This is a genomic window from Rhodococcus olei (assembly GCF_039540555.1).
GTDB classification, from domain to species: Bacteria; Actinomycetota; Actinomycetes; order Mycobacteriales; family Mycobacteriaceae; genus Rhodococcus_G; species Rhodococcus_G olei.
This window is the reverse complement of record NZ_BAABFB010000056.1, coordinates 38,023-60,237: the sequence shown is the minus strand read 5'-3', so window position 1 is coordinate 60,237 and position 22,215 is coordinate 38,023. Positions and strand designations below refer to the sequence as shown.

Sequence of the window (22,215 nt, the reverse complement as noted above, 5' to 3'; positions counted from 1 at the left end):
CTGCCGCCGGGAACCGGCCGCCAGCGACCCGACTCCACACCGGCGTCACCAACGTCATGGCCTCATACAGCTAGCCGTTCGCGAGGCGGCCGGTGTCCTCGATGTTCGCCAGCCGCACCTGACCGCGGGCGATCAGGCGCTCCTGCTCGTCGACGATCACGACCTGCCACAGCTGCTGGGTGCGGCCCCGATGGATCGGCGTCCCGGTGGCCGTGAGGGTTCCGGTGCGCGCGGCGCGGAGGAAGTCGGTGTTGTTGTTGACGCCGACGACGTGACCGCGATCACCGAGCCAGACGGTGCCGGCGATGCTGGCCAGCGTCTCGACGACCGTGCAGTACACGCCGCCGTTGACGATTCCGGCCGGCTGGAACAGGTGGGGGCCGACCTGCCAGCGGGCCTGCACGCGGTCACCGGTGAGTTCCAGGTACTCGAGCCCGATCGCCTCGCAGAAACCCTGATTGAACAGCAGCGAGGCCTCCGCGAGCGGCATCGCGCCGAGTGCGTCGGTCACCGTCTGACTGGTGTCGGTCATGTCACTCCGTAGGTCCGGTGCGCCCTCCCCTCCCGGGAGTCGCCGCTCGTGCAGTCAAGCATGCGCGGCCCGGACGCCGGCGGACCCCGCACCGGTGATCGGTGCGGGGCCCGCCGTGGGAAGGACCGGGAGTCTCTGCAGCCCTCAGGACTCCGGCGCGGTCCGGTGGTCACTCACCCCCAGAACTATAGGGAAGCCTGCCCTAACTCGCAAGGGCTCCCGTCGGCGGGACACGGACGCGGCCGCCGCACCGCGGGCCGCCCGGCCCGCGCCCGCACCGGCAGCCCCGCCGCCTCGAACGCGTCGAGCAGTGCCTGACCGCGACGGTCCGCGACCGACGGCGCCACCGCGCTGCGCAGCGGCACCAGCGTCGCGGCCCCGAGCACCGCCTCCCCCACCATCGCCCACAGCAGCGCCCGATCGAGCGGAACCAACGCGTCGAGCGCGTCGAACACCGGGGCGAGCGCGGTCCGGCAGCGACACGCCGTCCACATCGCCAGGGCGCGCTCGCACGGCAGCGTCACCGCGCCGGGTGCGCCTGCGACGCGGTCACCCGGCAGCACCCGCACGACCGGGTCCCAGACCCCGGTCCAGTCGATGCAGCCGTCGCTGTCCATGTGGATCGAGAGGTTGTCCAGGCCCGCGTCCCAGGCGCGGCCCTCGAGCACGACGAGGGCGGCGACGCGTCCGACGACGGCGTGGATCAGCGCGGACGCGACCGACAGGCCGGCGGCCTGCCGGTCCGGGATGTCCTCGAGCGTCCGGGCGAGCATCCGATCGAGCCGGTCACCGCGAATCCCCTGCTCCACGGACCACCATCGCCGTTTGGGCTGCTCCGCCATCTGCGCGACCGCGTAGACCCGCGGGTAGTCCGGCAGCAGCGCGCGCAGCCGGACGCACGAGTCGGCGAGCACGACCGCGGCGGTGGGGCGGGCCCGGTGGAGCACGGGGGTTGTCGGCACAGCTCACTCCTTCGTCGTCCGACCTGGAATCGAATGTAGGTTAGCCTAACCACACGTAGCCGCGAACCGAGAGCCCGGGCGCCGGGTTTGGATAGGGTTACGTAACCTGAAGATCCGTTCGTCTCACCCGTCCCCAGGAGCGTGCCCGTGACCACCACCCCCGGAGACGTGGACTACGCGGTCCGGGACGTCCCCCGCGGGCCGGCCCCCCGACAGCTGCGCGCACTCGCCGACGCCGTCGACCTCGGCCTCGTCGCTCTGCCGCTGGCCGTCGGCTGGTTCATCGTCGACTCGCTGCGCGACAGCAACGGCGGCGGCCAGATGGACCGGATCGTGTTCACCCTGGTCACGGTCGCGGTCGCGGTCTCGCTGCTGGTCTGGAACCGCGGCGTCCGGGAAGGCACCACCGGCGCGAGCCTCGGCAAGGAATGGCTCGGCCTCGTCACCCGCGACACCGCGACCGGCCGGCCACTCGGGCGACGCCGCGCGCTGCTCCCCCGCTCCGGTACCGAGGTGGTGCGCCGCCCCACCGCCCTCGACGAGGGATTCGAGCCGATCCGCGCCGACGGCTCGCTCACCGCGATCCGCCGGCGCCGCCTGATCGGACTCGGCGCTCTTGTGCTGATCCTGCTCGCCGCCGTGGTCGCCAGCATCGCCGTCGGTGCCCGGCCGATGGACTTCGGCGAGATCGCCCACGCGCTCTTCCACGCGGACGGCAGCGACACCGACCTGATCGTGCGGACGCTGCGCGTCCCACGCACCGCCCTGGCTCTCGCGGTCGGCATCGCGCTCGGCATCGCGGGCGCCCTGATCCAGGGCCACACCCGCAATCCCCTCGCCGACGCCGGACTCCTCGGCATCAACGCCGGTGCCGCCCTGTTCGTCGTCCTGTCGATCTACCTGCTCGGCTTCGCGACCCCGAGCCAGTACCTGTGGTTCGCGTTCGCCGGGTCACTCGCCGCGAGCGTCGTCGTGTTCGGCGTCTCCTCGATAGGCGGCGGCGGGTCGAGTCCCCTGACCCTCGCCCTCGCCGGCGCCGCCGTCGCGATGTTCCTGCAGGCGATGACCCAGACCGTCATCCTGCTCGACCAGACCACCCTCGACGGCTACCGGTTCTGGGTCGTCGGATCCGTCGCGGGCCGCGGACCGGACGTCCTGTGGCAGATCCTGCCGTTTCTCGTCGTCGGTGTCGCGCTCGCGCTCGCCAGCACCCCGAGCCTGAACGTGCTCAGCCTCGGCGACGACGTCGCTCGCGGCCTCGGCACCAACGTCGCGCGCAGCCGGGCGATCGGCATCGTCGCGATCACCCTCCTCACCGGAGCCGCGACCGCCGCCTGCGGGCCCATCGCGTTCGTCGGGCTCGTGGTACCCCACGTCGCCCGGTTCGTCACCGGCCCCGACTATCGATGGCTGCTCCCCTACGCGGGACTTCTCGGCGCGATCATGGTCCTGCTCGCCGACGTGATCGGCCGCGTCGTCGTCCGCCCCGGCGAACTGCAGGTCGGCATCGTGCTGGCGATGTTCGGGGCGCCGTTCTTCATCGCGCTGGTCCGGCGCAGGAAGCTGGTGTCGCTGTGAGCCTGACCGACGAGACGACCCAGGCGCCGCCCGCCACGGTGCCGAGCCGGCCCGCGTTCCGCGTCGGCAGGGTCTCGATGGTCCGCCGGACCGCGATGGCGACGATCACCCTCGCCCTCCTGGCCGCGGCCTTCGTGCTGCTGTGCGTGAACATCGGCCGCGGCGAGTTCTCGATCCCGGTCCCGACGGTCGCCGAGATCCTGTTCGGCGGCGGCACCAAGGTCGAACGGTTCATCGTGATGGACCTGCGGCTGCCCCGCGGTCTGACCGCGCTGCTCACCGGAGTCGCGCTCGGGATCTCCGGCGCGATCATGCAGTCCGTCCTGCGAAATCCGCTCGCCAGCCCCGACATGCTCGGTATCACCGCCGGTGCCGGCGCGGCCGCGGTGACCCTGATCGTCGTCGGGGGCGGCGGCGCCTTCGTCGGCACCCTCGCCGTCCTCGGCATCCCGTTCGCCGCGCTCGTCGGCGGCATCGCCACCGCCGCGGCGATCTACCTGCTCGCCTGGCGGGGCGGAGTCCAGGGATACCGGATCGTGCTGATCGGGATCGGCGCCAACGCGATGCTGATCGCCCTGATCCAGTGGCTGCTCATCTCCGCCGACATCAACGACGTCGCCCGCGCGCAGGTCTGGCTCAACGGATCCCTGAACGGCAGCGACTGGGCCCAGGTCTGGCCGGTCACCATCGGCGTCGCCGTCGTCGGGACGGTGGCGGTGATCTCGTCGTTCACGCTCGGCGCCCTGCGTCTCGGCGACGACAACGCGCGGGCTCTCGGCGTCCGGCTGCAGACCGGGCAGGCGGTCCTGTTGCTGGCCTCCGTCGCGCTCGCCGCGATCGCGACCGCGGCGGTCGGACCGATCGGGTTCGTCGCCCTCGCCGCGCCCCAGCTGGCGATGCGGGTGCTGCGCACCGCCGGCCCGCCGATCGTCGCATCCGCGCTGATGGGCGCCGTGCTCGTCCTCGGCAGCGACATCATCGGACGCACGATGCTGCCCGTCGAACTACCCGTCGGCATCGTCACGTCCGCACTCGGCGGTCCGTTCCTGATCTACCTGCTCATCCGCAACAATCGAAAGGTGACCGCATGAGCGGCCAGCCGCGGCTCACCGCCGAATCCCTCACCGTCGGCTACGGGGACCGCCTGATCATCGACGGACTCGACGTCGAGATTCCGACCGGCGTGATCACCACGGTCATCGGCCCCAACGGCTGCGGCAAGTCCACGCTGTTGCGGTCGCTGGGCCGGCTGCTCAAGCCGCGCGCCGGCCGGGTGCTGCTCGACGGCAAGGCGATCGCGCAGATGCGCACGAAGGACGTCGCACGGACGCTGGGCATGCTCCCGCAGGCCCCGGTCGCACCGGAGGGTCTGACCGTCGGGGACCTGGTCGCCCGCGGCCGGCACCCGCACCAGTCGTGGCTACGGCAGTGGTCGTCCGACGACGAGGGCGAGGTCGCGAAGGCGCTGGCCATGACCGGCGTGTCCGACCTCGCCGACCGTCCCGTCGACCAGCTCTCCGGCGGGCAGCGGCAACGGGCGTGGATCTCGATGGCGCTCGCGCAGGGCACCGACATCCTGCTGCTCGACGAACCGACCACCTACCTGGACCTCGCGCACTCGGTGGAGGTCCTCGACCTCGTCGACCAGCTGCACTCCGAACTCGGGCGCACCGTCGTGATGGTGCTGCACGACCTGAACCTGGCGATCCGCTACAGCGACCGCCTGGTCGTGATGTCGCAGGGCGCGATCGTCTCCCAGGGCACGCCGAGCGAGGTGATCACCCCCGAGCTGCTGCTCGACGTGTTCGGACTCGACGCGCGGGTGATCGACGATCCGGTGTCGGACCGGCCGCTGATCGTGCCCGTCGGCACCCGGCACGTGTACGGGTCCGTCGGCGGGCCCGCGCCCGTCGCGACCGCGCCGGGCGCGTGAGCGGGGCCGCTCAGCTGCTGCGCATCATCGTGCGCACCAGGCGCAGACCCTGGCCGAACGAGACGTCCGGCAGGTACGCGCGCCCGACCGCGTTGCCGATGCTCGGCAACGCGGCCGGATCCGCGAACGTCATGTACATCGGCACGTAGTCGGGCTGGAACTTCGACTTGAACGCGAGCAGCGACCGGAACCCGTAGACCGGTTCGAGGGTGCGGCCCAGCAGGTCGAGCACGGTGTCCATGACCGCGGCCAGGGTGCCCCGCTCCCGCGCCTCCTCCGCGTCGGCGTCGCTCACGGTGTCCGGGTCGGGGTCGCTGCGGGTGTCGACCTTCGCCAGGGGCGCCCCCGACAGGCTGACGAACTCGGCCCCCTCGTCCTTGAGCGACAGCGCCGCGGACGCGATCAGGAACTCCATCGACGGCCGGAAGCCCTCGGCGCGCCGGCGCATGAAGTCCAGTGTCCAGCCGACGACACGACCGTCGCGGTACACCGGCATCCACGAGGTGACCCCGTGCACGGTGCGGTGCTCGTCGACGGCGATCAGGCAGCGCACCTGCGGGTCGTCGATCTCGTCGAGTCCGCCGAGCGTGAACCCCATCTCCGGCATGCCCTTGTCGGCGACCCATTCCTCGGAGATCGCGTTGATCTGGTCGGTCAGCGCGAGCGGGGCGTCGGGGAAACTGATCCATTCCGCTCGCACTCCGGACTTCTCGGCCCGGTTCAGCGCGGTCCGCACGTCCTGGAACTTCTTGCCCTTGAACTCGAGTTCGTCGAGATGCAGCACCGTCTCCTCGGCCACCTGGATCCCGGCCCAGCCGAGCGAGTCGGTGATCGCGCGCAACTCCCCGGTGACCGAGTAGAAGCACGGGATCCAGCCGTTCCCGGTCGCGAACTCCGCGAACCCGGTGACGGTGGCGCGCAACGACTCCCGCGGCCCGACGGGGTCGCCGGTGGTCAGCGCGACCCCGGAGATCACACGGTAGGCGACGTAGCTGACGTCGTCGGGCGCGAACCAGTACCGGTTGCCGCGCCAGGTGGTCATCCACGACAACGGGCTGCCGCCGCTCCGGATCAGCAGGCTGCGGGCGTGTTCGGTGCCGCCGGTGGCCGCGCCGTACGCGGGCGCGAGGAACGTCGCCGCCACCGCGATGCAGGAGACCGCCCACAGCAGTACGCCGGTCCACTCGTACAGCAGTGTGGTCATCGCGTCGTTCGGCAGGAACCGGGGGTCGAGCCATTGCAGGTACACCGGCGGGATCAGTCGCTGCGGATAGTCGGCGACCAGGGAGATCACGGCCGGCCGGCGGTCGAAGCCGTTGCGTGCGAGCAGCCCGAGCAGCGCATAGGCGACGCCGAGCCCGACACCGAACACGGCCAGCCGCACCCACATCCGCCGGTAGGTACCGCGGGGGGCGGACACCGTGAAGAAGCGGCGGGTCACCAGCAGCAGGATCAGGACCGCGAGCGGGGTCAGGAACGGCGCGAGCGTGCGGTACAGGTTCGGCGAGTCGAGGCCGTAGAACAGCGACTCCTCCCCGACGAACCCGACGTAGCGAACACCGAAGTTCAACAGCGACAACGCCAGGAGGACGACCTGCGCGACGACCGCCGCGAGCCAGGCGAACCGTCGGCCACGCCGCAGCCCGTCGGAGAGGACCAGCAGGAACACGGACGGCATCAGGCTGAGGATCGTCGGCCCGAGCCCGCCGAGCCGCAGTCCGAGCAGACCGCGTCGGCAGTCCTCGCCGGTGCGGGACTGCGCGCACAGGTCCCGCACCTCGGAGGGGGTCCAGTCGACGCCGCGGAACAGTTCGCGCAACACGGCGAGCGGCCCGACCGCGTTCGGCGACAACGCGGCCAGCGCCGGGCCGATCGCGCTCGCCGCGACGACCAGCGCGACCAGGACCCGGCCCTCGCGCTGGGTGCCGGCCAGGCGTGGGCCGCGCGCGGACCGACCGACGATCACCGGGCCGAGCGCGAGGCCGACCAGCGCCGAGCACAGCCGCACCATGTCCAGGAGATGCCCACTGAACAGCGCCAGGGTCGCGAGCAGCATGATCAGCCCGACCCGGAGTCGCCGTCGCCACAGCGTGTTCATCGACGAGCTGGCGACCATCGCGACACCGACGATCCACGGAGTCGGGCTGAGCGCGACGCCGACGTGCAGCCGGAAACCCCACGCCTCGTCGACGACCTTGATCGCCTCCGACACCCCGAGGGCGATCAGCGTGCCCAGCACCTGCGTCGAGACCGCGGCGACCGCGAACCGCCCGGACCCCATGCGCCGTTCGAGCGGCACCGCCGCGAGCAGGATGGCAACGGTCGCGACCAGGTACCCGACCAGCCCGGGTGCCCACAGACCGGACGTCAGCGCGGTCCACACCCGCCCGTGCTCGAACGCCAGAATTCCGGAGGCGAACTGGCGTGTCACGTAACGGCTGGGCCGCCCGAGGTTGTCGGTGGCTGCGCCGAGCACCCACATCAGCACCAGCAGCGAGATGCTCACCGGGGCGCCGGACACCCCGGCCCGGACGAGGTCGGCGACGCGTCGGGTCTGCCGGCCCGACGCGGACAGCACGGACGTCACGAGATCAGCCCCAATCTCCTCGACAACCAGTCGATTTCGTGTGCGACGCCGGCCGACCACACCGCGAAGCTGTGGCCGCCGGGCACTTCGACCAGCCGGACGTCCATGCCCGCGTTCCGCGCGGCGTCGTACAGAGTGTGCACGCCGGGCGAGTAGTCGCGATCGTCGCTCCCGACGACGAACACCCCGGAGGTGCCCGGATACCGCCGGGTCGCCATCAGGTCCATCGGGTTCACGGCCCGGAACGCGGCCTCGTCGCCGCCGAACGCGGCGTCGACGGTGCGCTTCCGATCACCCAGCGTCGGCTCGAGCTGCCCGGACAGGTCGAGGAAGGTCGGATAGACGTCCGGGTGGTTCGTGGCCAGCTGCAGCGAGCACGTGCCGCCGTAGGACAACCCGCCGACCGCCCACGCGCGGGGGTCCGGGTCGACCTGCAGGTTGGCCTTCACCCAGGCGGGAACGTCGGTGGCCAGGTAGGTGGCTACGTTGCCGAGCTTCGAGTCGACACACAGCGGGTTCGCGAGCGTCGATCCGGTGCCGTCGGCGACGACCACGACGGGGGCGAGCCCGTGATGCTGCGCCGCGAACGCGTCCATCGTCTCGGTGAGCTTGCCGCCCGCGAACCAGTCTCCGGGGCTGCCGGGCTGCCCGGCGAGCAACACCAGCACCGGCAGACGCGGTCGCGGGTCGGCGAAGTACGCCGGCGGCAGATAGATCTCGGCGTCGCGGGCCGCGAACCCCGACACCGCGCCGGGGATCGGTACGGTCACGACGCGACCTTCCGAAGGAAGGTCGTCGGGGGCGTTCCACGCCCGGTCCAGCGGCACTCCGGTGACAGGTTCGGCGACCGGTGGCGGCACGTCCGCGAACGCGATCGCGTTCGCCGCAGGCACCCCGAGCGCGTCACGGATCCTCGGGTAGGCGTCGAAGACGAGGTTCACCTGAACCGCCGCGGCCATGACGACGACCAGCGCGGCGACCACCGACGCCAGCGCGCGGCCCAGGCTGCGGTCGGTGACGAGCCGGACGACGACGAGCAGGACCGCGAGCAGACCGGCGCCGATCCAGGCGTACACCTGCAGTTCGACCGGGTCCGGGAAGGGCCGCCACCACTTCTCCACGACGATCCAGCCGACCACGGTGAGCACGACCGCGGCGCCGACGGACAACGGGAGCGCGACACGCCGATAGCGGCGGGTGTTTCGGGTGGGCCCGAGCAGCAGCCAGAGTGCCCCGATCGCGGCGAGCACCGTCACCACCCGCGGCAGCGGCCCCGAGATCAGTGACCAGTCGTACAGCCACTCCACGCCTGTGTCCTCCACCCTGGCCTATGCGCTCTCCGTCACCCGTCCGGGGCGGCACCATCATCAATACCCTGCCACCCCTACGACTGCACGTAGTACGCACGACTGTCGGACAGTACGTAAGATGTACCCATGGCAGGACTTGGCGAGCTCGAACGCGCAGTGATGGACCACCTGTGGTCCAGTTCCGAACCACAGACCGTCCGTCAGGTCCACGAGGCCCTCGCGGCCCGACGTGAGCTTGCGTACACCACCGTGATGACCGTGCTGCAGCGGCTCGCGAAGAAGAACCTGGTCATCCAGCAGCGCGACGATCGCGCCCACCGCTATCTCCCGGTCCAGGGCCGCGACGAGCTCGTCGCCTCCCTGATGGTGGACGCACTCGACCAGGCCAATGCGTCGGACAGCAGGGTCGCGGCGCTGGTGCACTTCGTGGGGAAGGTCGGCGCGGACGAAGCCGCCGCACTGCGCGAGGCGCTCGCGGCACTGGAGGAGTCCGAGGCGAGCAAGCGGCACCTGCGCAGCGTCGACCCCGGCGCCGACCGCGCGAGCTGACAGTGCACGTCCGGCCTGCGGGGTCGTGCATCGTCGGCAGGGGGTCGTGCATCATGGGTAGGCCATGAACCCCACCACCGCCCTGGCCTTCGCACTGCTGGCCCTGCTCCTCGCCGGTCCGGTGCCCGCGGTCCTCGCCCGCGCCACCTGGCCGTACCGTGCGCCCGGCGCGGCACTCGTGCTGTGGCAGGCGATCGCGATCGCCGCGGTCCTCTCGGCGTTCAGCTCGGGTCTGGCGATCGCGAGCGAGTTGCTGGTGCCCGGCCCGGACGGCCGGCCGACCACGGCTCCGCTCGCGGAGATCGACGCGCTGGGCCTGCCCCTGTGGATCGTCTACGTGGTGGTGTTCGCGATCACGCTGCTGATCGGCGCGAAACTGATCTTCTCGATCGCGTCGGTCGCGGTCCGCACCCGCCGGCGCCGCTCCCGGCACCGTGTTCTGGTCGATCTGCTCGACCGCGGCGAGCCGCACCGCAGTCCCAACTCGAACCTTCGGGTCCTCGACGCCGCCGAGCCGATCGCCTACTGCCTGCCCGGTCTTCGGCACCGGGTGGTGGTCAGCGCGGGCACACTCGACAGCCTCGGCCGTGACGAGATCACGGCGATCCTGATGCACGAACGCTCGCACCTGCGGTCCCGGCACGACCTGGTGATCGAGGCGTTCACCGCCGTGCACGAGGCGTTCCCGAAGGTGGTGCGCAGCAAGTCGGCGCTCGGGTCGGTGCAGCTGCTGGTCGAGCTCCTCGCAGACGACTCCGCGGTGAAGGTCACCGGACCGACGCCCCTGGCCCGCGCCCTGGTGACCTGCGCCGGGTCGAGCGCACCGATGGGCGCCCTCGCGGCGGGCGGCCCACACACCCTGACACGCATCAAGCGACTGTCCGACACCGGCAAGGACGTCCGGGTCGCGCTCGCGGCATACCTGGCGTCGGCTGCGATCCTGGTGGTCCCGACCATCGCGGTTGCCGTGCCGTGGCTGGTCGAGCTCCAGCGGCTGTTCCAGAGCTGACGCAGGGCCGCCGCGGACCGACGGTGAGCTGCGCCACGTGGCCGGAGCACCCGTGCCGGTCCCGTACACTGGACAACGGCCGCCGTAGCGGTCGATCCCATTTTCTCGCACGACCCCGCACCCGGGTGTCCGTGCCCGGCTCGTCTCATTCTGCGCGACTGCTCGTCCGATCGTGCTCTCCGCGACGCGCCCAACGTCCGGAGAGGTATCCGCGTGACCAACGCTGTCCAGTCTTCTGCTGCCCACAACCAGGCGGCCCCCGATCAGCAGACCACCTTCGCCGAGATCGGCCTGCCCGACCCCGTCGTGTCGGCACTGGCCCGCGACGGCATCACCGTGCCGTCGCCGATCCAGGCGATGTCGATCCCGGACGCGATCGCCGGGCGCAACGTCCTGGGCCGCGCCCAGACCGGATCCGGCAAGACCCTCGCGTTCGGTCTGCCGATGCTGGCACGCCTCGCCGGACGTGAGGATCGACCCGCCCCGAAGCGCCCGCGGGCCCTGGTCCTCGTCCCGACCCGCGAACTCGCCGTCCAGGTCGTCGACTCACTGCTCCCGTACGCGGCCACGGTCGGGCTGCGCGTCCGCTCGGCGGTCGGCGGAATGGTCTTCACCAAGCAGGTCGACCAGCTCGCCCGCGGCGTCGACATCCTGGTCGCGACACCCGGCCGCCTCGGCGACCACCTCCGGCAGGAGACGTGCGTCCTCGACGAGGTCGAGATCACCGCCCTCGACGAGGCCGACCAGATGGCCGACATGGGCTTCCTCCCCGAGGTCCGGTCGATCCTCGAGCAGACCCGCCCCGACGGCCAGCGGCTGTTGTTCTCCGCGACGCTCGACCGGGAGGTGCAGTCGCTGGTGCGGCGGTTCCTCCCCGACCACGTCGAGCACGCAACCGAGGACGGCCGCGCCAGCGTCGACACGATGGAGCACTACGTTCTGCTCGTCGATCGCGGCCAGAAGGACGCGGTGCTCGCCGAGATCGGTTCCCGCGCGGGCAGCGGCCGCACGATCATGTTCGCGCGCACGAAGCTTGGAGCGGAGGGCATCACGGACCGCCTGCGCGCGGTCGGTGTCGTCGCCGAGGCGCTGCACGGCGGCAAGGCGCAGAACCAGCGGACCCGGGTTCTGGAGCGGTTCAAGACCGGCCGCACCCCGGTGCTCGTGGCGACGGACGTCGCGGCCCGCGGCATCCACGTCGACGGAATCGACCTCGTGGTGCACGTCGACCCGCCCGCCGACCACAAGGACTACCTGCACCGCGCCGGGCGCACCGCCCGCGCAGGCGAGAGGGGCACGGTCGTGTCGATCGTGCTGCCGAACCAGCGCCGAATGGTGCGCAGGCTCACCGGAACCGCCGGTGTCGACGCGACCGAGGTGAATGTCGGTCCCGGCTCCGAGGAACTCGCCACGATCACCGGTGCGCGCACGCCGAGCGGTGAACCGGTCCGCGAGCGTCGCAGCGAGCGGTCCTCCGGCGACCGGCCCCGGCGGGACGGTGGGTTCCGCCACGATCGACCCCAGCGCGACGGATACCGGTCCGACCGCCCGCAGCGTCGAGACGGCGGATACCAGGGTGCCGGCGACCGCTCGTACGGTGACCGGCCCCAGCGCGACGGATACCGGAGCGACCGGCCCCAGCGGGACGGCGGCTACCAGCGCTCCGGCGACCGGCCTTCCTATGGTGACCGGCCCCAGCGCGACAACTACCGAAGCGACCGACCGCAGCGCGACGGCGGCTACCAGCGCTCCGGCGACCGGCCCCAGCGGGACGGCGGCAACCAGCGCTCCGGCGACCGGCCCCAGCGGGACGGTGGCTACCAGCGCTCCGGCGACCGCTCGTACGGCGACCGGCAACAGCGCGACAACTACCGGAGCGACCGACCGCAGCGCGACGGCGGCTACCAGCGCTCCGGCGACCGGCCCCAGCGGGACAACTACCGGGGTGAACGGCCCTCCTACGGCGACCGGCCGCAGCGCGACGGCTACCGCAACGACCGTCCGCAGCGCGACGGCGGACACCAGCGCTCCGGCGACCGCTCGTACGGCGACCGGCCGCAGCGCGGTGAGCGCAGCGGCGCCACCGGCGGTTTCCGCAGCCGCACCGAGCGCCGCTCGTACGACGGTTTCGACGGTCCGCACCGCGACCGCTGACCGCTCCCCGACCGCGACCCACCGCCGCCGCCCGCATCGCGGGCGGCGGCGTCGTCGTTTCCGGGCGCGCCGTCCCAAGGTGCGAGACCCTGAAGTTTCGCTCGTTCACGGGGCAGGGAATGCTGGTCTCCATGACCGACAACACCTCCACGACCGCGCGTGCCCAGATCGGCGTCACCGGCCTCGCCGTGATGGGTTCGAACATCGCCCGCAACTTCGCCCGGCACGGACACACGGTGGCACTGCACAACCGCAGCGTCGCCAAGACCGATGCCCTGATCGCCGAGCACGGCACCGAAGGTGACTTCGTCCGTACCGAGACCGTGGCGGAGTTCGTCGCGGCGCTGCAGCGCCCGCGCCGGGTGCTGATCATGGTCAAGGCCGGCGAGGCGACGGACGCGGTGATCGAGGAACTCGCGTCGGAGATGGAGCCGGGCGACATCATCATCGACGGCGGAAACGCCTTGTACACGGACACGATTCGCCGGGAGAAGTCCCTGCGCGAGCGGGGCCTGCATTTCGTCGGCGCCGGCATCTCCGGCGGTGAGGAGGGTGCGCTGAACGGCCCGTCGATCATGCCGGGCGGCCCGAAGGAGTCGTACGAGTCGCTCGGGCCGCTGCTCGAGTCGATCGCGGCGGTCGTCGACGGCACGCCGTGCTGCACGCACATCGGCCCGGACGGTGCCGGTCACTTCGTGAAGATGGTGCACAACGGCATCGAGTACGCCGACATGCAGCTGATCGGCGAGGCCTACCACCTGTTCCGTGACGCACTCGGCTACGACGCCGGCCAGATCGCGAAGGTGTTCGGCGAGTGGAACACCGGCGAATTGGAGTCGTACCTGATCGAGATCACCGCCGAGGTGCTCTCGCAGATCGACGCCGAGACGGGGCAGCCTCTGGTCGACGTGATCGTCGATGCGGCCGAGCAGAAGGGCACCGGTCGCTGGACGGTCAAGTCGGCGCTCGACCTCGGCGTGCCGGTGACCGGCATCGCGGAGGCGGTGTTCGCACGTGCCCTGTCCGGTTCGCGGGAGCAGCGCGCGGCCGCCCGCGGTCTGGCGGCGGGCACTCTCGGCGAAAAGCCCACGGACGCGGTGCAGTTCACCGAGGACATCCGGCGCGCGCTGTACGCGTCGAAGATCGTGGCGTACGCGCAGGGATTCGACCAGATCCGCGCCGGGAGCGACGAGTACGACTGGAGCCTCACGCCCGGCGACATGGCGACGATCTGGCGTGGCGGCTGCATCATCCGGGCCCGTTTCCTGAACCGGATCAAGGAGGCGTACGACACCAACCCGGACCTGACGTCGCTGATCGTCGAGCCGTACTTCCGCGAAGCGATCGAGAACGCGATCGACTCGTGGCGCCGGGTGGTCGCGACCGCGACGATGCTCGGCATCCCGGTGCCGGCGTTCGCGTCGTCGCTGTCGTACTACGACGGCCTGCGCGCCGAGCGCCTGCCGGCGGCCCTGACCCAGGGACAGCGCGACTTCTTCGGCGCGCACACCTACGAGCGCACCGACCGTCCCGGCAAGTTCCACACCCTCTGGAGCGGGGACCGCAGCGAAGTCGAGGCCTGAGCACCCGAGCTCACCGGCCCGGTCCGGCCGCGCGGACGATTCCGCCCGGCCGGGCCGTCGGCCCTGCCCGACCGGGCGAGTCGGCGATCCGGGGAGCTGGTGAACCGTTCGCTCGACGGCCACCCTCGCCTCGTCGTTCACCCCCGTGCCCACGGGGCGGGCGATCCGCTGCTCGTGCCCGGTCACGCACGCAGCCCCGGCGGCAGGCCGAGCAGGGGCTGAACGATCGCCGATCCGATCGGACCCTCCCACGGGAAGTTTCCCTCGCAGTCCGCCCACACCGCCTGCAGCGCTCGGACTCCGGTGCCGTAGAGGTCGACCGCCCGCAACAGCCAGTGCTCGCACTCGCGAACCTCGACGAGGCACACCTCGAGCCCGCCGGCCACGTGCAGGTCTCCGGGTGTGAGCGGCGACCCGTCCTCCATCCGGGCACCGAGATCGTTGAGCACGTCGGCCGACTGGTCGGCCACCCGGCCGGAGATCACCAACTCGGGCTTCCCCATCGCGGTCAGACCGACCGAATAGCAGTACGCGGGATGGACGCCGCGCTCGTCGATCGCGGATTCGACGTACTGCAGCGCCCACCCGTACCGCTCGATCGTGCGCCGCATCTCCCGGCGCACCTGCGCCGGCGACTTCCCGTCACAGATCTCACACATCGCGTCCACCCCGACCTTCCATCGAATGTATGTTCGAGGTCCGAGGATGCACCGACCCACCGACACGGTCGGCGATTGCGAGCCGGCGATGCCCCGGGCGGTACCCTCGACCTGCGCCGATTCCAGAAGTTGACCGCCCGAGGAGTTCACCGTCATGCCCACCTTCGCCGATCTCGGCCTCCCCGCGACGCTGACGCAGTCGCTGCGCCGCGAGAAGATCGGCGAACCGTTCCCGATCCAGGCGCTGGTGATTCCCGACATCCTCGGCGGGCGCGACGTCCTGGGCCGTGCGCCGACCGGTTCGGGGAAGACCCTCGCATTCGGCCTCCCGATGCTGGTGCGACTGAAGGGCTCGTACAGCGCGCCCCGGCGCCCGCGGGCGCTGGTGCTCGCACCGACTCGCGAACTGGCCACGCAGATCGAACGGGCCCTCGACGAGTCGGCGTTGGCGCTCGGGTTGCGGCTGGCGTCCGCGACCGGCGGGGTGCCCACCAAACGTCAGGCCGAGCGGCTCGCCCGAGGCGTCGATCTGCTGGTCGCGACTCCGGGCCGGCTGGTGGACCTGCTCGACCAGGGTGCCGTCGACCTCGGGGACGTCGCGGTGACGGCGATCGACGAGGCGGACCACATGGCGCAGATCGGCTTCCTGCCCCAGGTGACCGAGATTCTCGACCGGACGCCGGGATCCGGTCAGCGGCTGCTGTTCTCGGCGACCCTCGACGACGAGGTGAGCGCGCTCGTCTCCCGCTATCTGCACGACCCGGTGACGCACGCGACCGCGTCGGCCGCGGCACCGGTCGCGGTCGCCGACCACCACGTGCTGTTCGTCGACCGGTCCGACAAGCCGGCGGTCGTCGCACAGATCGCGTCGCGCACCGGCAAGACGTTGCTGTTCGTGCGCACCCAGCACGGCGTCGACCGCCTGGTCGCGCAGCTGGCGGCGGTCGGGGTGCGGGCCGGGACGCTGCACGGCGGCAAGTCGCAGGCGTTCCGCACGCACGCGTTGTCGTCGTTCACCACGGCGGACACCGCGGTGCTGGTGGCGACCGACGTCGCGGCCCGGGGCATCGACGTCGACGACGTCTCCCTCGTCGTGCACGTCGACCCGCCCGCCGATCCGAAGGACTACCTGCACCGGGCCGGCCGAACGGCCCGGGCGGGCGCCGCCGGGTCGGTGGTGACGCTGGTGACCGAGGACCAGCGCGACCACGTGGCGGCGGTGATGACGCAGGCCGGTGTCGACGCGCAGGGGCTCGCGGTGCGTCCCGGTGACCGAACACTGGTGGCGCTGACCGGGGCCCGCCGTCCGTCGGGGGTGCCGCTGCGGCAGGACCCCCCGCCCGCACCGGCACCGGCACCGGCACCGGCGACCGCACGTCCCGCACGGGGCGCACGCACCCGGGTCGGCCGATCCGCCGGACGGCGCCGCCGCAACGGAGGAGGCTGAACCCGTGCCGGACCTGCCGCTGCTCTCGATCGCATGCGCCCTCGTCGGCGCCCTGCTGTTCGCGGTCGGTTCGGTGGCGCAGCAGCAGGCGGCGTCCGGCGTCGACGAGGGCGAGGCCCTGCTCGGCGAGCTGGTGCGTTCCCCGCGTTGGTGGGTTGGGGTCGGCGGCGACCTCGGTGGGTACGTCTTCCAGGCGACCGCGCTGGGCATCGGCTCGGTGCTGGTGGTGCAGCCGCTGATCGTGAGCACCCTGCTGTTCGCGTTGCCGCTGTCGGCCCGGTTCGCGGGCACCCGGATGACGGGCCGCACGTGGGCGACGGCGGTGGCGTTGGCCGTCTCCCTGGCGGTGTTCCTGATCGTCGGCGACCCGACCGCGGGGACGGCGTCGGAACCGGCGCGGCACTGGGTGATTCCGTTGACGGTGGTGGTCGGGGGTTGCGCCGTCGCGGTCGCGGTGGCCCTGACCCGGATCCCGTCCGGGGCGCGGGCGCTGCTGCTCGGGTCGGCGTGCGGCGCGATGTACGGCGTGGCGGTCGCGCTGACCAAGCCGGTGCTCGACGCCCTGGGACGCGGGCCGGTGGCGGTGCTGTCCGGATGGGAACTGTGGGCGCTCGCCGCGGCCGGTATCGCGGGGTTCTACCTGCAGCAGCGCGCGTTCCAGGTCGGGTCGCTGGCCGCCTCACTGCCGGCGATCACGATCGGTGAGCCGCTCGTCGCGGCCTACCTGGGGTTCACGGTGCTGGGGGAACGGTTGCGGGTCGGAGTCCCCGGCACCGTCGTGGTCGTCGCCGCCGTGGCCGTCATGATCGCCACCACGATCGCGTTGTCGCGCACCCAGGCGCACACCGGCCCGGGCAACCGGACCGCAAACACGGTAGTCTCGTAGAACGTGCGCTTTCTCGACGGACAGACTCCGCCCTACGACCTGACCTACGACGACGTCTTCATGGTGCCCAACCGCACCGACGTCGCGTCGCGATTCGATGTCGACCTCGCCTCCCGAGACGGTTCCGGCACCACGATCCCGATCGTCGTCGCGAACATGACCGCGGTCGCGGGTCGGCGGATGGCCGAGACCGTGGCCCGCCGCGGCGGCATCGTCGTGATCCCGCAGGACGTGCCTTCGACCGCGGTCGCCGAGACGGTCGCGTTCGTCAAGAGCCGGCACCTGGTCGCCGACACCCCGGTCACCCTCGGCCCCGACGCGTCGGTGTCGGACGCATTGGCCCTGCTGCACAAGCGGTCCCACGGTGCGCTCGTGGTGATCGACGACGAGCGCCGTCCGGTCGGGGTGGTGACCGAGGCCGCGTGCGCGGACGTGGACCGCTTCACCCGGCTCAGCGCGGTTGCGGTCACCGATTTCGCGACCGCACCGGTCACCGCGTCGGCGCGCGAGGTGTTCGCACTGCTCGAGACCCGGCACGACCCCATCGCCGTCCTCGTCGACGACGCCGGTCGCCTCGCGGGCGTGCTGACCCGGACCGGCACGATCCGGTCGGGCATCTACACCCCCGCCCTCGACGCGGCGGGACGGCTGCGGATCGCGGCGGCGGTCGGCATCAACGGTGACGTGGTCGCGAAGGCCCGGGCCCTGGTCGAGGCCGGCGCGGACGTGCTCGTGATGGACACCGCGCACGGTCACCAGGAGAAGATGCTCGAGGCGCTGTCCGCTGTCGCGGCGCTCGATCTCGGCGTGCCGCTCGCCGCGGGCAACGTCGTCTCGGCCGCAGGCACCCGCGACCTGGTGGCCGCGGGCGCGACCATCGTCAAGGTCGGGGTCGGCCCCGGCGCGATGTGCACCACCCGGATGATGACCGGAGTCGGGCGGCCCCAGTTCTCGGCGGTCGCCGAATGCGCCGCGGCGGCACGCGAACTCGGTGCGCACGTGTGGGCGGACGGCGGGGTCCGGCATCCCCGCGACGTGGCACTGGCGCTGGCGGCGGGCGCGTCGAACGTGATGATCGGATCGTGGTTCGCCGGCACCTACGAGTCGCCGGGCGACCTGCGCGTCGACGAGGAGGGCAACGCCTACAAGGAGAGCTTCGGAATGGCGAGCAAGCGGGCCGTGGCGGCGCGCACCGCGTCCGACAGCGGTTTCGACCGGGCCCGCAAGGCGCTGTTCGAGGAGGGCATCTCGAGTTCCCGGATGCGTCTGGACCCGGTGCGCCCGGGTGTCGAGGACCTGATCGACCACATCTGCTCCGGCGTGCGCAGCACCTGCACGTACGCGGGGGCCCGCACTATCGAGGAATTGCACGAGAAGGCCGTCCTCGGTGTGCAGTCGGCGGCCGGGTTCGCGGAGGGACGGCCGCTGCCCGCCGGTTGGTGACAACACGCTTCCAGGCCCGGGCCGGCCGGACATTTCGGTCCGGGCCGGTAGAATGATTGTCTCGACCACAGCCCGGTTTCGCGGGCACGACGGAAAGGACCAAGGTGCCCGAGGCACCCATAATCGAACGCGACGCCGAGTCCGGCGACGACGGTTCCACTTCGGAGGGCTCCTCTACCGAGCCGGGTGACAAACCCGGCGCCCCCTCCCCTGCCCCTGTTCGGGGGCGATAGGTCATGCAGATCGCAGTGACGATCGTCAGCCTGATCGGGTTTCTGGCCCTGACGGCAGGCACGGCCGTGTTCGTCGCGGCCGAATTCTCCCTGACCGCGCTCGAACGCAGCACCGTCGACGCCCACGCGCGCGACGGCGACCGCCGCGCGCGTCAGGTGCAGCATGCGCACCGCACCCTGTCGTTCCAGCTCTCCGGCGCGCAGCTGGGCATCACGATCACCACCCTGATCACCGGTTACATCGCGGAACCCGTTCTTGCGCAGCTGATCACACCACTGCTGTCGGCCGTCGGCGTCTCGGCGTCGGTGGCGTCCGGGGTCTCGCTGGCGTTGGCGCTGATCATCGCGACGTCGCTGTCGATGGTGTTCGGCGAGTTGGTCCCGAAGAACCTCGCGATCGCGCACCCGCTCGGTACCGCCCGCGCGACCGCCGGACCGCAGGCCTGGTTCTCGACGGTGTTCAGGTGGGCGATCAGGGGACTCAACGGGGCCGCCAACTGGGTGGTCCGCCGTCTCGGCGTGGAACCGGCCGAGGAGTTGCGCTCGGCGCGGTCGCCGCAGGAACTCGGCTCCCTGGTGCGGATCAGCGCGCGCAGCGGCACGCTCGACCCCGGCACCGCGCTGCTGGTGGACCGCTCCCTGCGGTTCGGTGAGCGCAGCGCGGAGGAACTGATGACCCCGCGCGTGAAGATCGAGACGCTCGACTGCCGTGACACGGTCGCCGACCTGATCGACGTGGCGTCCCGCACCGGGTACTCCCGGTTCCCGGTCGTCGACGGCGATCTCGACGACACCATCGGCGTCGTGCACGTCAAGCAGGCGTTCACGGTCCCCGCGTCGACGCGCGCGACCACTGCTCTGACGGCACTCGCCCAGAAGGTGCCGGTGGTGCCGTCCAGCCTCGACGGCGACTCTTTGATGGAGCAGATCCGGGCCGACGGCATGCAGGTCGCGCTCGTCGTCGACGAGTACGGCGGCACCGCCGGGCTGGTCACGATGGAGGACCTGATCGAGGAGATCGTCGGCGACGTCCGCGACGAACACGACGACCCGGAGATCGACGTCCAACGCAGCGGCGACAGCTGGATCTGCGCGGGTCTGCTCCGCATCGACGAGGTCGGGCAGGCCACCGGCTACGCGGCCCCGGAGGGCGAGTACGACACCCTCGGCGGCCTGGTGCTGGCCCGGCTGGGCCGGATCCCCGACGTCGGCGACGAGGTGGTGCTCCCGGATCCCGACGGATCCGATCTCGACGGCGGCTGGATGGCCCGGGTCGTCGAGATGGACGGCCGACGCATCGACCGGGTCGTGCTGACGCCGGTGCCTGCCGACACGATCGCCGAGCACGTGCGCCGCACCCGCGAGGAGGCCGACGATGAGTGACCTCTTCGGGGTCGTGCTGACGATCCTCCTGCTGGCGGGCAATGCGTTCTTCGTCGCCGCCGAGTTCGCGCTGATCTCCGCCCGGCGCGACCGGCTCGAAGCACTCGAGGCGCAGGGCAAGAAGCGCGCCCGGACCGTGATCCGGGCGGGCGAGCACCTGTCGCTCATGCTGGCCGGCGCCCAGTTGGGCATCACGATCTGTTCGATCGTTCTCGGCCGTGTCGGCGAACCGGCGATCGCGCACCTGATCGAGACACCGCTCGACCTGGTCGGCCTGCCCGACCAGCTGCTGCACCCGATCGCGTTCACGATCGCGCTGGCCGTCGTGGTGGTCCTGCACATCCTGCTCGGCGAGATGGTGCCGAAGAACATCGCGATCGCCGGACCGGAACGGGCGGCGATGCTGCTGGTGCCGATCCACCTGAGCTTCATCAAGCTCGCGAAACCGCTGATCGCGTTCTACAACTGGGCCGCGAACTCGACACTGCGGCTGCTGCGCGTGCAACCGAAGGACGAACTCGACACCACGGTCTCCGAGATCGAGCTCACCGAGATGATCGGCGAGTCCCGTTCCGAGGGACTGATCGACGCGGAGGAGCACCGCCGCCTCACGCAGGCCCTGCACACCACCGGGCGCACCGTCGCCGACGTGCTGATCCCGCTGGACAAGGTCCGGACGGTGCCGTTGACCGACCGCGGCACCACGCTCGGCGTGATCGAACGCGCGGTCGCCGAGACGGGCTACTCCCGGTACCCGGCGGCACTGCCCGACGGCTCGCTGGCCGGGTACCTGCACCTCAAGGACGTGCTCGACGAGATGCTCGACGAGTCCGCGGGGCCGGAGACCATCGTCCCGCGCGCCGAGGTGCGTCCGCTCCCGCGACTGGCGGTCGCGACACCGCTCGACGACGCCCTCACCGCGTTGCGACGGTCGAGCAGCCATCTCGGCGAGGTGGTCGACGCCGGTGGCCGCACCCTCGGCATCGTGGCGCTCGAGGACCTGGTCGAGGAGTTCGTCGGCACCGTCCGTGACGGCACCCATCGCGTGACGGACGTCGTCCCCGGTCAGGGAGCGCCGTGACGGTCCTGACCCAGGACGAGTGGACGGCGCGCCGTGACGCGCATCGGTCGCGGGTCGACGCCGTGATCGGCCCGCACCTGGAGCGGCAGGCACACGGCACCCGGCACCCGGTGGTGGACTTCCTGTTCACCTACTACAGCCTGCGACCGGCACAGTTGCGGCGCTGGCATCCCGGATTCGCGGTCCGGCTCACCGGCCCGGCTGCCCGCCGGTACGCCGAGTTCTCCGGTTACCGCGAACTGGCTGACGGGGTCGGCGCCGATCCGGCCCTGCTCGAGCGGAGACGGTCGATGCTGGTGTTCACCGAACGCGTCCTGGCAGGGACGGCGTCGCGGCCCGCTCAGTTGAACTGTTTCGGGCTGCACGAGTGGGCGATGGTCTACCGCGGTGGCGACGACGCGGTCCGGCACTCGGGCACACCGCTGCGACTCGGTGCCCGCGGCACCGACGCGGTCGTGGAGTCGATGAACCTGCGCTGCACGCACTTCGACGCGTTCCGGTTCTTCACACCGGACGCGGTGGGCCGCAACGAGCTCGCCCTGGCCCGCGAGGACCAGGCCGGGCGCGAGCAGCCGGGTTGCCTGCATGCCGGCATGGACCTGTACAAGTGGTGCTACAAGCTGGTGCCTCTGGTCGACTCGGATCTGCTGCTGCGGTGCTTCGAGCTGGCGATGGCGGCTCGGGAACTGGACATGCGCGCGAGCCCGTACGACCTGCGGGCGCTCGGCTACGACCCGGTCTGCATCGAGACGCCGACCGGGCGCGCCGAGTACGTGCGCGCGCAGTCGGCGCTCGCCGAGCGGGCGGCGCCGCTGCGGGCCGAGCTCCTCGACACCGTCCGCACGCTGCTCGCCGCGAGTTGACCGTGCAGCGGCCCCCGAACGGC

At 71.6% G+C, this 22,215-nt stretch carries 18 protein-coding genes; 13 read left to right on the top strand and 5 right to left on the bottom strand.

Features of this window, described 5'->3' with window-relative positions:
* Nucleotides 1-70: 70 nt before the first annotated feature.
* Both ABD951_RS18175 and ABD951_RS18170 read right to left on the bottom strand, forming a co-directional pair.
* The gene (locus ABD951_RS18175; protein ID WP_345348017.1) at nucleotides 71-490 is read right to left on the bottom strand and encodes a PaaI family thioesterase; all 420 of its coding nucleotides are present in this window, start codon (nucleotides 488-490) and stop codon (nucleotides 71-73) included.
* 227 nt (nucleotides 491-717) lie between these two features.
* Nucleotides 718-1,494 (bottom strand): hypothetical protein, encoded by a 777-nt coding sequence (locus tag ABD951_RS18170; RefSeq protein ID WP_345347999.1) that lies wholly within the window; start codon nucleotides 1,492-1,494, stop codon nucleotides 718-720.
* Nucleotides 1,495-1,641: 147 nt separating this feature from the next.
* Between ABD951_RS18170 and ABD951_RS18165 the strand changes: the two genes are divergently transcribed.
* Genes ABD951_RS18165 through ABD951_RS18155 form a run of 3 tightly spaced genes read left to right on the top strand, consistent with a single transcriptional unit; the run spans nucleotide 1,642 to nucleotide 5,005 of the window.
* On the top strand, nucleotides 1,642-3,072 hold the full coding sequence (locus ABD951_RS18165) for a FecCD family ABC transporter permease (protein ID WP_345347996.1): 1,431 nt from the start codon (nucleotides 1,642-1,644) through the stop codon (nucleotides 3,070-3,072).
* Entirely contained in the window at nucleotides 3,069-4,163 is a 1,095-nt protein-coding gene (locus ABD951_RS18160; RefSeq protein ID WP_425569884.1) for a FecCD family ABC transporter permease, read from the top strand. Before ABD951_RS18165 ends, ABD951_RS18160 begins: the two co-directional genes overlap by 4 nt.
* Nucleotides 4,160-5,005, top strand: coding sequence for an ABC transporter ATP-binding protein (locus tag ABD951_RS18155; protein WP_345347993.1), 846 nt, complete (start codon nucleotides 4,160-4,162; stop codon nucleotides 5,003-5,005). The genes ABD951_RS18160 and ABD951_RS18155 overlap by 4 nt, the downstream gene beginning before the upstream one ends.
* A gap of 10 nt (nucleotides 5,006-5,015) precedes the next feature.
* Here ABD951_RS18155 and ABD951_RS18150 read toward each other — a convergent pair whose 3' ends face one another.
* Together ABD951_RS18150 and ABD951_RS18145 are read right to left on the bottom strand one after the other, a co-directional pair.
* A complete protein-coding gene (locus tag ABD951_RS18150; RefSeq protein WP_425569885.1) occupies nucleotides 5,016-7,580 on the bottom strand; it encodes a bifunctional lysylphosphatidylglycerol flippase/synthetase MprF in 2,565 nt (854 codons plus the stop codon).
* 8 nt (nucleotides 7,581-7,588) lie between these two features.
* Nucleotides 7,589-8,899 carry an alpha/beta hydrolase gene (locus ABD951_RS18145; RefSeq protein WP_345347987.1) on the bottom strand — a complete coding sequence of 437 codons (1,311 nt, stop codon included), beginning with the start codon at nucleotides 8,897-8,899 and terminating at the stop codon, nucleotides 7,589-7,591.
* A 129-nt stretch (nucleotides 8,900-9,028) separates the two neighbouring features.
* Here ABD951_RS18145 and ABD951_RS18140 point away from each other — a divergent pair, with 129 nt between their 5' ends.
* From ABD951_RS18140 to gndA, 4 genes are all read left to right on the top strand, one after another.
* Nucleotides 9,029-9,451 carry a BlaI/MecI/CopY family transcriptional regulator gene (locus tag ABD951_RS18140; RefSeq protein WP_345347984.1) on the top strand — a complete coding sequence of 141 codons (423 nt, stop codon included), beginning with the start codon at nucleotides 9,029-9,031 and terminating at the stop codon, nucleotides 9,449-9,451.
* Nucleotides 9,452-9,515: 64 nt separating this feature from the next.
* Nucleotides 9,516-10,460 carry a M56 family metallopeptidase gene (locus ABD951_RS18135; RefSeq protein WP_345347981.1) on the top strand — a complete coding sequence of 315 codons (945 nt, stop codon included), beginning with the start codon at nucleotides 9,516-9,518 and terminating at the stop codon, nucleotides 10,458-10,460.
* 213 nt (nucleotides 10,461-10,673) lie between these two features.
* Nucleotides 10,674-12,614 (top strand): DEAD/DEAH box helicase, encoded by a 1,941-nt coding sequence (locus ABD951_RS18130; protein ID WP_345347978.1) that lies wholly within the window; start codon nucleotides 10,674-10,676, stop codon nucleotides 12,612-12,614.
* 131 nt (nucleotides 12,615-12,745) lie between these two features.
* Nucleotides 12,746-14,197: an NADP-dependent phosphogluconate dehydrogenase gene (gene gndA / locus ABD951_RS18125; protein WP_345347975.1), complete on the top strand. Its 1,452-nt coding sequence runs from the start codon at nucleotides 12,746-12,748 to the stop codon at nucleotides 14,195-14,197.
* A 182-nt stretch (nucleotides 14,198-14,379) separates the two neighbouring features.
* On the opposite strand, the gene ABD951_RS18120 is transcribed toward gndA, so the two are convergent.
* Nucleotides 14,380-14,856: a DUF4262 domain-containing protein gene (locus ABD951_RS18120; RefSeq protein ID WP_345347972.1), complete on the bottom strand. Its 477-nt coding sequence runs from the start codon at nucleotides 14,854-14,856 to the stop codon at nucleotides 14,380-14,382.
* A gap of 154 nt (nucleotides 14,857-15,010) precedes the next feature.
* On the opposite strand from ABD951_RS18120, the gene ABD951_RS18115 reads away from it, so the two are divergent.
* The 6 genes from ABD951_RS18115 (at nucleotide 15,011) to ABD951_RS18090 (ending at nucleotide 22,192) form a co-directional block, all read left to right on the top strand.
* Nucleotides 15,011-16,303, top strand: a complete 1,293-nt coding sequence (locus ABD951_RS18115; protein ID WP_345347969.1) for a DEAD/DEAH box helicase — start codon at nucleotides 15,011-15,013, stop codon at nucleotides 16,301-16,303.
* A 4-nt stretch (nucleotides 16,304-16,307) separates the two neighbouring features.
* A complete protein-coding gene (locus ABD951_RS18110) occupies nucleotides 16,308-17,189 on the top strand; it encodes a DMT family transporter (RefSeq protein ID WP_345347966.1) in 882 nt (293 codons plus the stop codon).
* 3 nt (nucleotides 17,190-17,192) lie between these two features.
* On the top strand, nucleotides 17,193-18,632 hold the full coding sequence (gene guaB1, locus ABD951_RS18105) for a GMP reductase (protein ID WP_345347963.1): 1,440 nt from the start codon (nucleotides 17,193-17,195) through the stop codon (nucleotides 18,630-18,632).
* 236 nt (nucleotides 18,633-18,868) lie between these two features.
* On the top strand, nucleotides 18,869-20,248 hold the full coding sequence (locus ABD951_RS18100) for a hemolysin family protein (protein ID WP_345347960.1): 1,380 nt from the start codon (nucleotides 18,869-18,871) through the stop codon (nucleotides 20,246-20,248).
* A complete protein-coding gene (locus tag ABD951_RS18095; protein ID WP_345347957.1) occupies nucleotides 20,241-21,329 on the top strand; it encodes a hemolysin family protein in 1,089 nt (362 codons plus the stop codon). The genes ABD951_RS18100 and ABD951_RS18095 overlap by 8 nt, the downstream gene beginning before the upstream one ends.
* The gene (locus tag ABD951_RS18090) at nucleotides 21,326-22,192 is read left to right on the top strand and encodes a 3-methyladenine DNA glycosylase (protein WP_345347954.1); all 867 of its coding nucleotides are present in this window, start codon (nucleotides 21,326-21,328) and stop codon (nucleotides 22,190-22,192) included. The genes ABD951_RS18095 and ABD951_RS18090 overlap by 4 nt, the downstream gene beginning before the upstream one ends.
* The last annotated feature ends 23 nt before the right edge of the window (nucleotides 22,193-22,215 follow it).

What these genes read in the sequence shown, in the direction of transcription:
- ABD951_RS18175 (WP_345348017.1), bottom strand. Translation starts at nt 490, where the DNA reads ATGCCGCTCGCGGAGGCCTCGCTGCTGTTCAATCAGGGTTTCTGCGAG.
- ABD951_RS18155 (WP_345347993.1), top strand. Translation starts at nt 4,160, where the DNA reads ATGAGCGGCCAGCCGCGGCTCACCGCCGAATCCCTCACCGTCGGCTAC.
- ABD951_RS18140 (WP_345347984.1), top strand. Translation starts at nt 9,029, where the DNA reads ATGGCAGGACTTGGCGAGCTCGAACGCGCAGTGATGGACCACCTGTGG.
- ABD951_RS18135 (WP_345347981.1), top strand. Translation starts at nt 9,516, where the DNA reads ATGAACCCCACCACCGCCCTGGCCTTCGCACTGCTGGCCCTGCTCCTC.
- gndA (WP_345347975.1), top strand. Translation starts at nt 12,746, where the DNA reads ATGACCGACAACACCTCCACGACCGCGCGTGCCCAGATCGGCGTCACC.
- ABD951_RS18120 (WP_345347972.1), bottom strand. Translation starts at nt 14,856, where the DNA reads ATGTGTGAGATCTGTGACGGGAAGTCGCCGGCGCAGGTGCGCCGGGAG.
- ABD951_RS18115 (WP_345347969.1), top strand. Translation starts at nt 15,011, where the DNA reads ATGCCCACCTTCGCCGATCTCGGCCTCCCCGCGACGCTGACGCAGTCG.
- ABD951_RS18100 (WP_345347960.1), top strand. Translation starts at nt 18,869, where the DNA reads ATGCAGATCGCAGTGACGATCGTCAGCCTGATCGGGTTTCTGGCCCTG.
- ABD951_RS18095 (WP_345347957.1), top strand. Translation starts at nt 20,241, where the DNA reads ATGAGTGACCTCTTCGGGGTCGTGCTGACGATCCTCCTGCTGGCGGGC.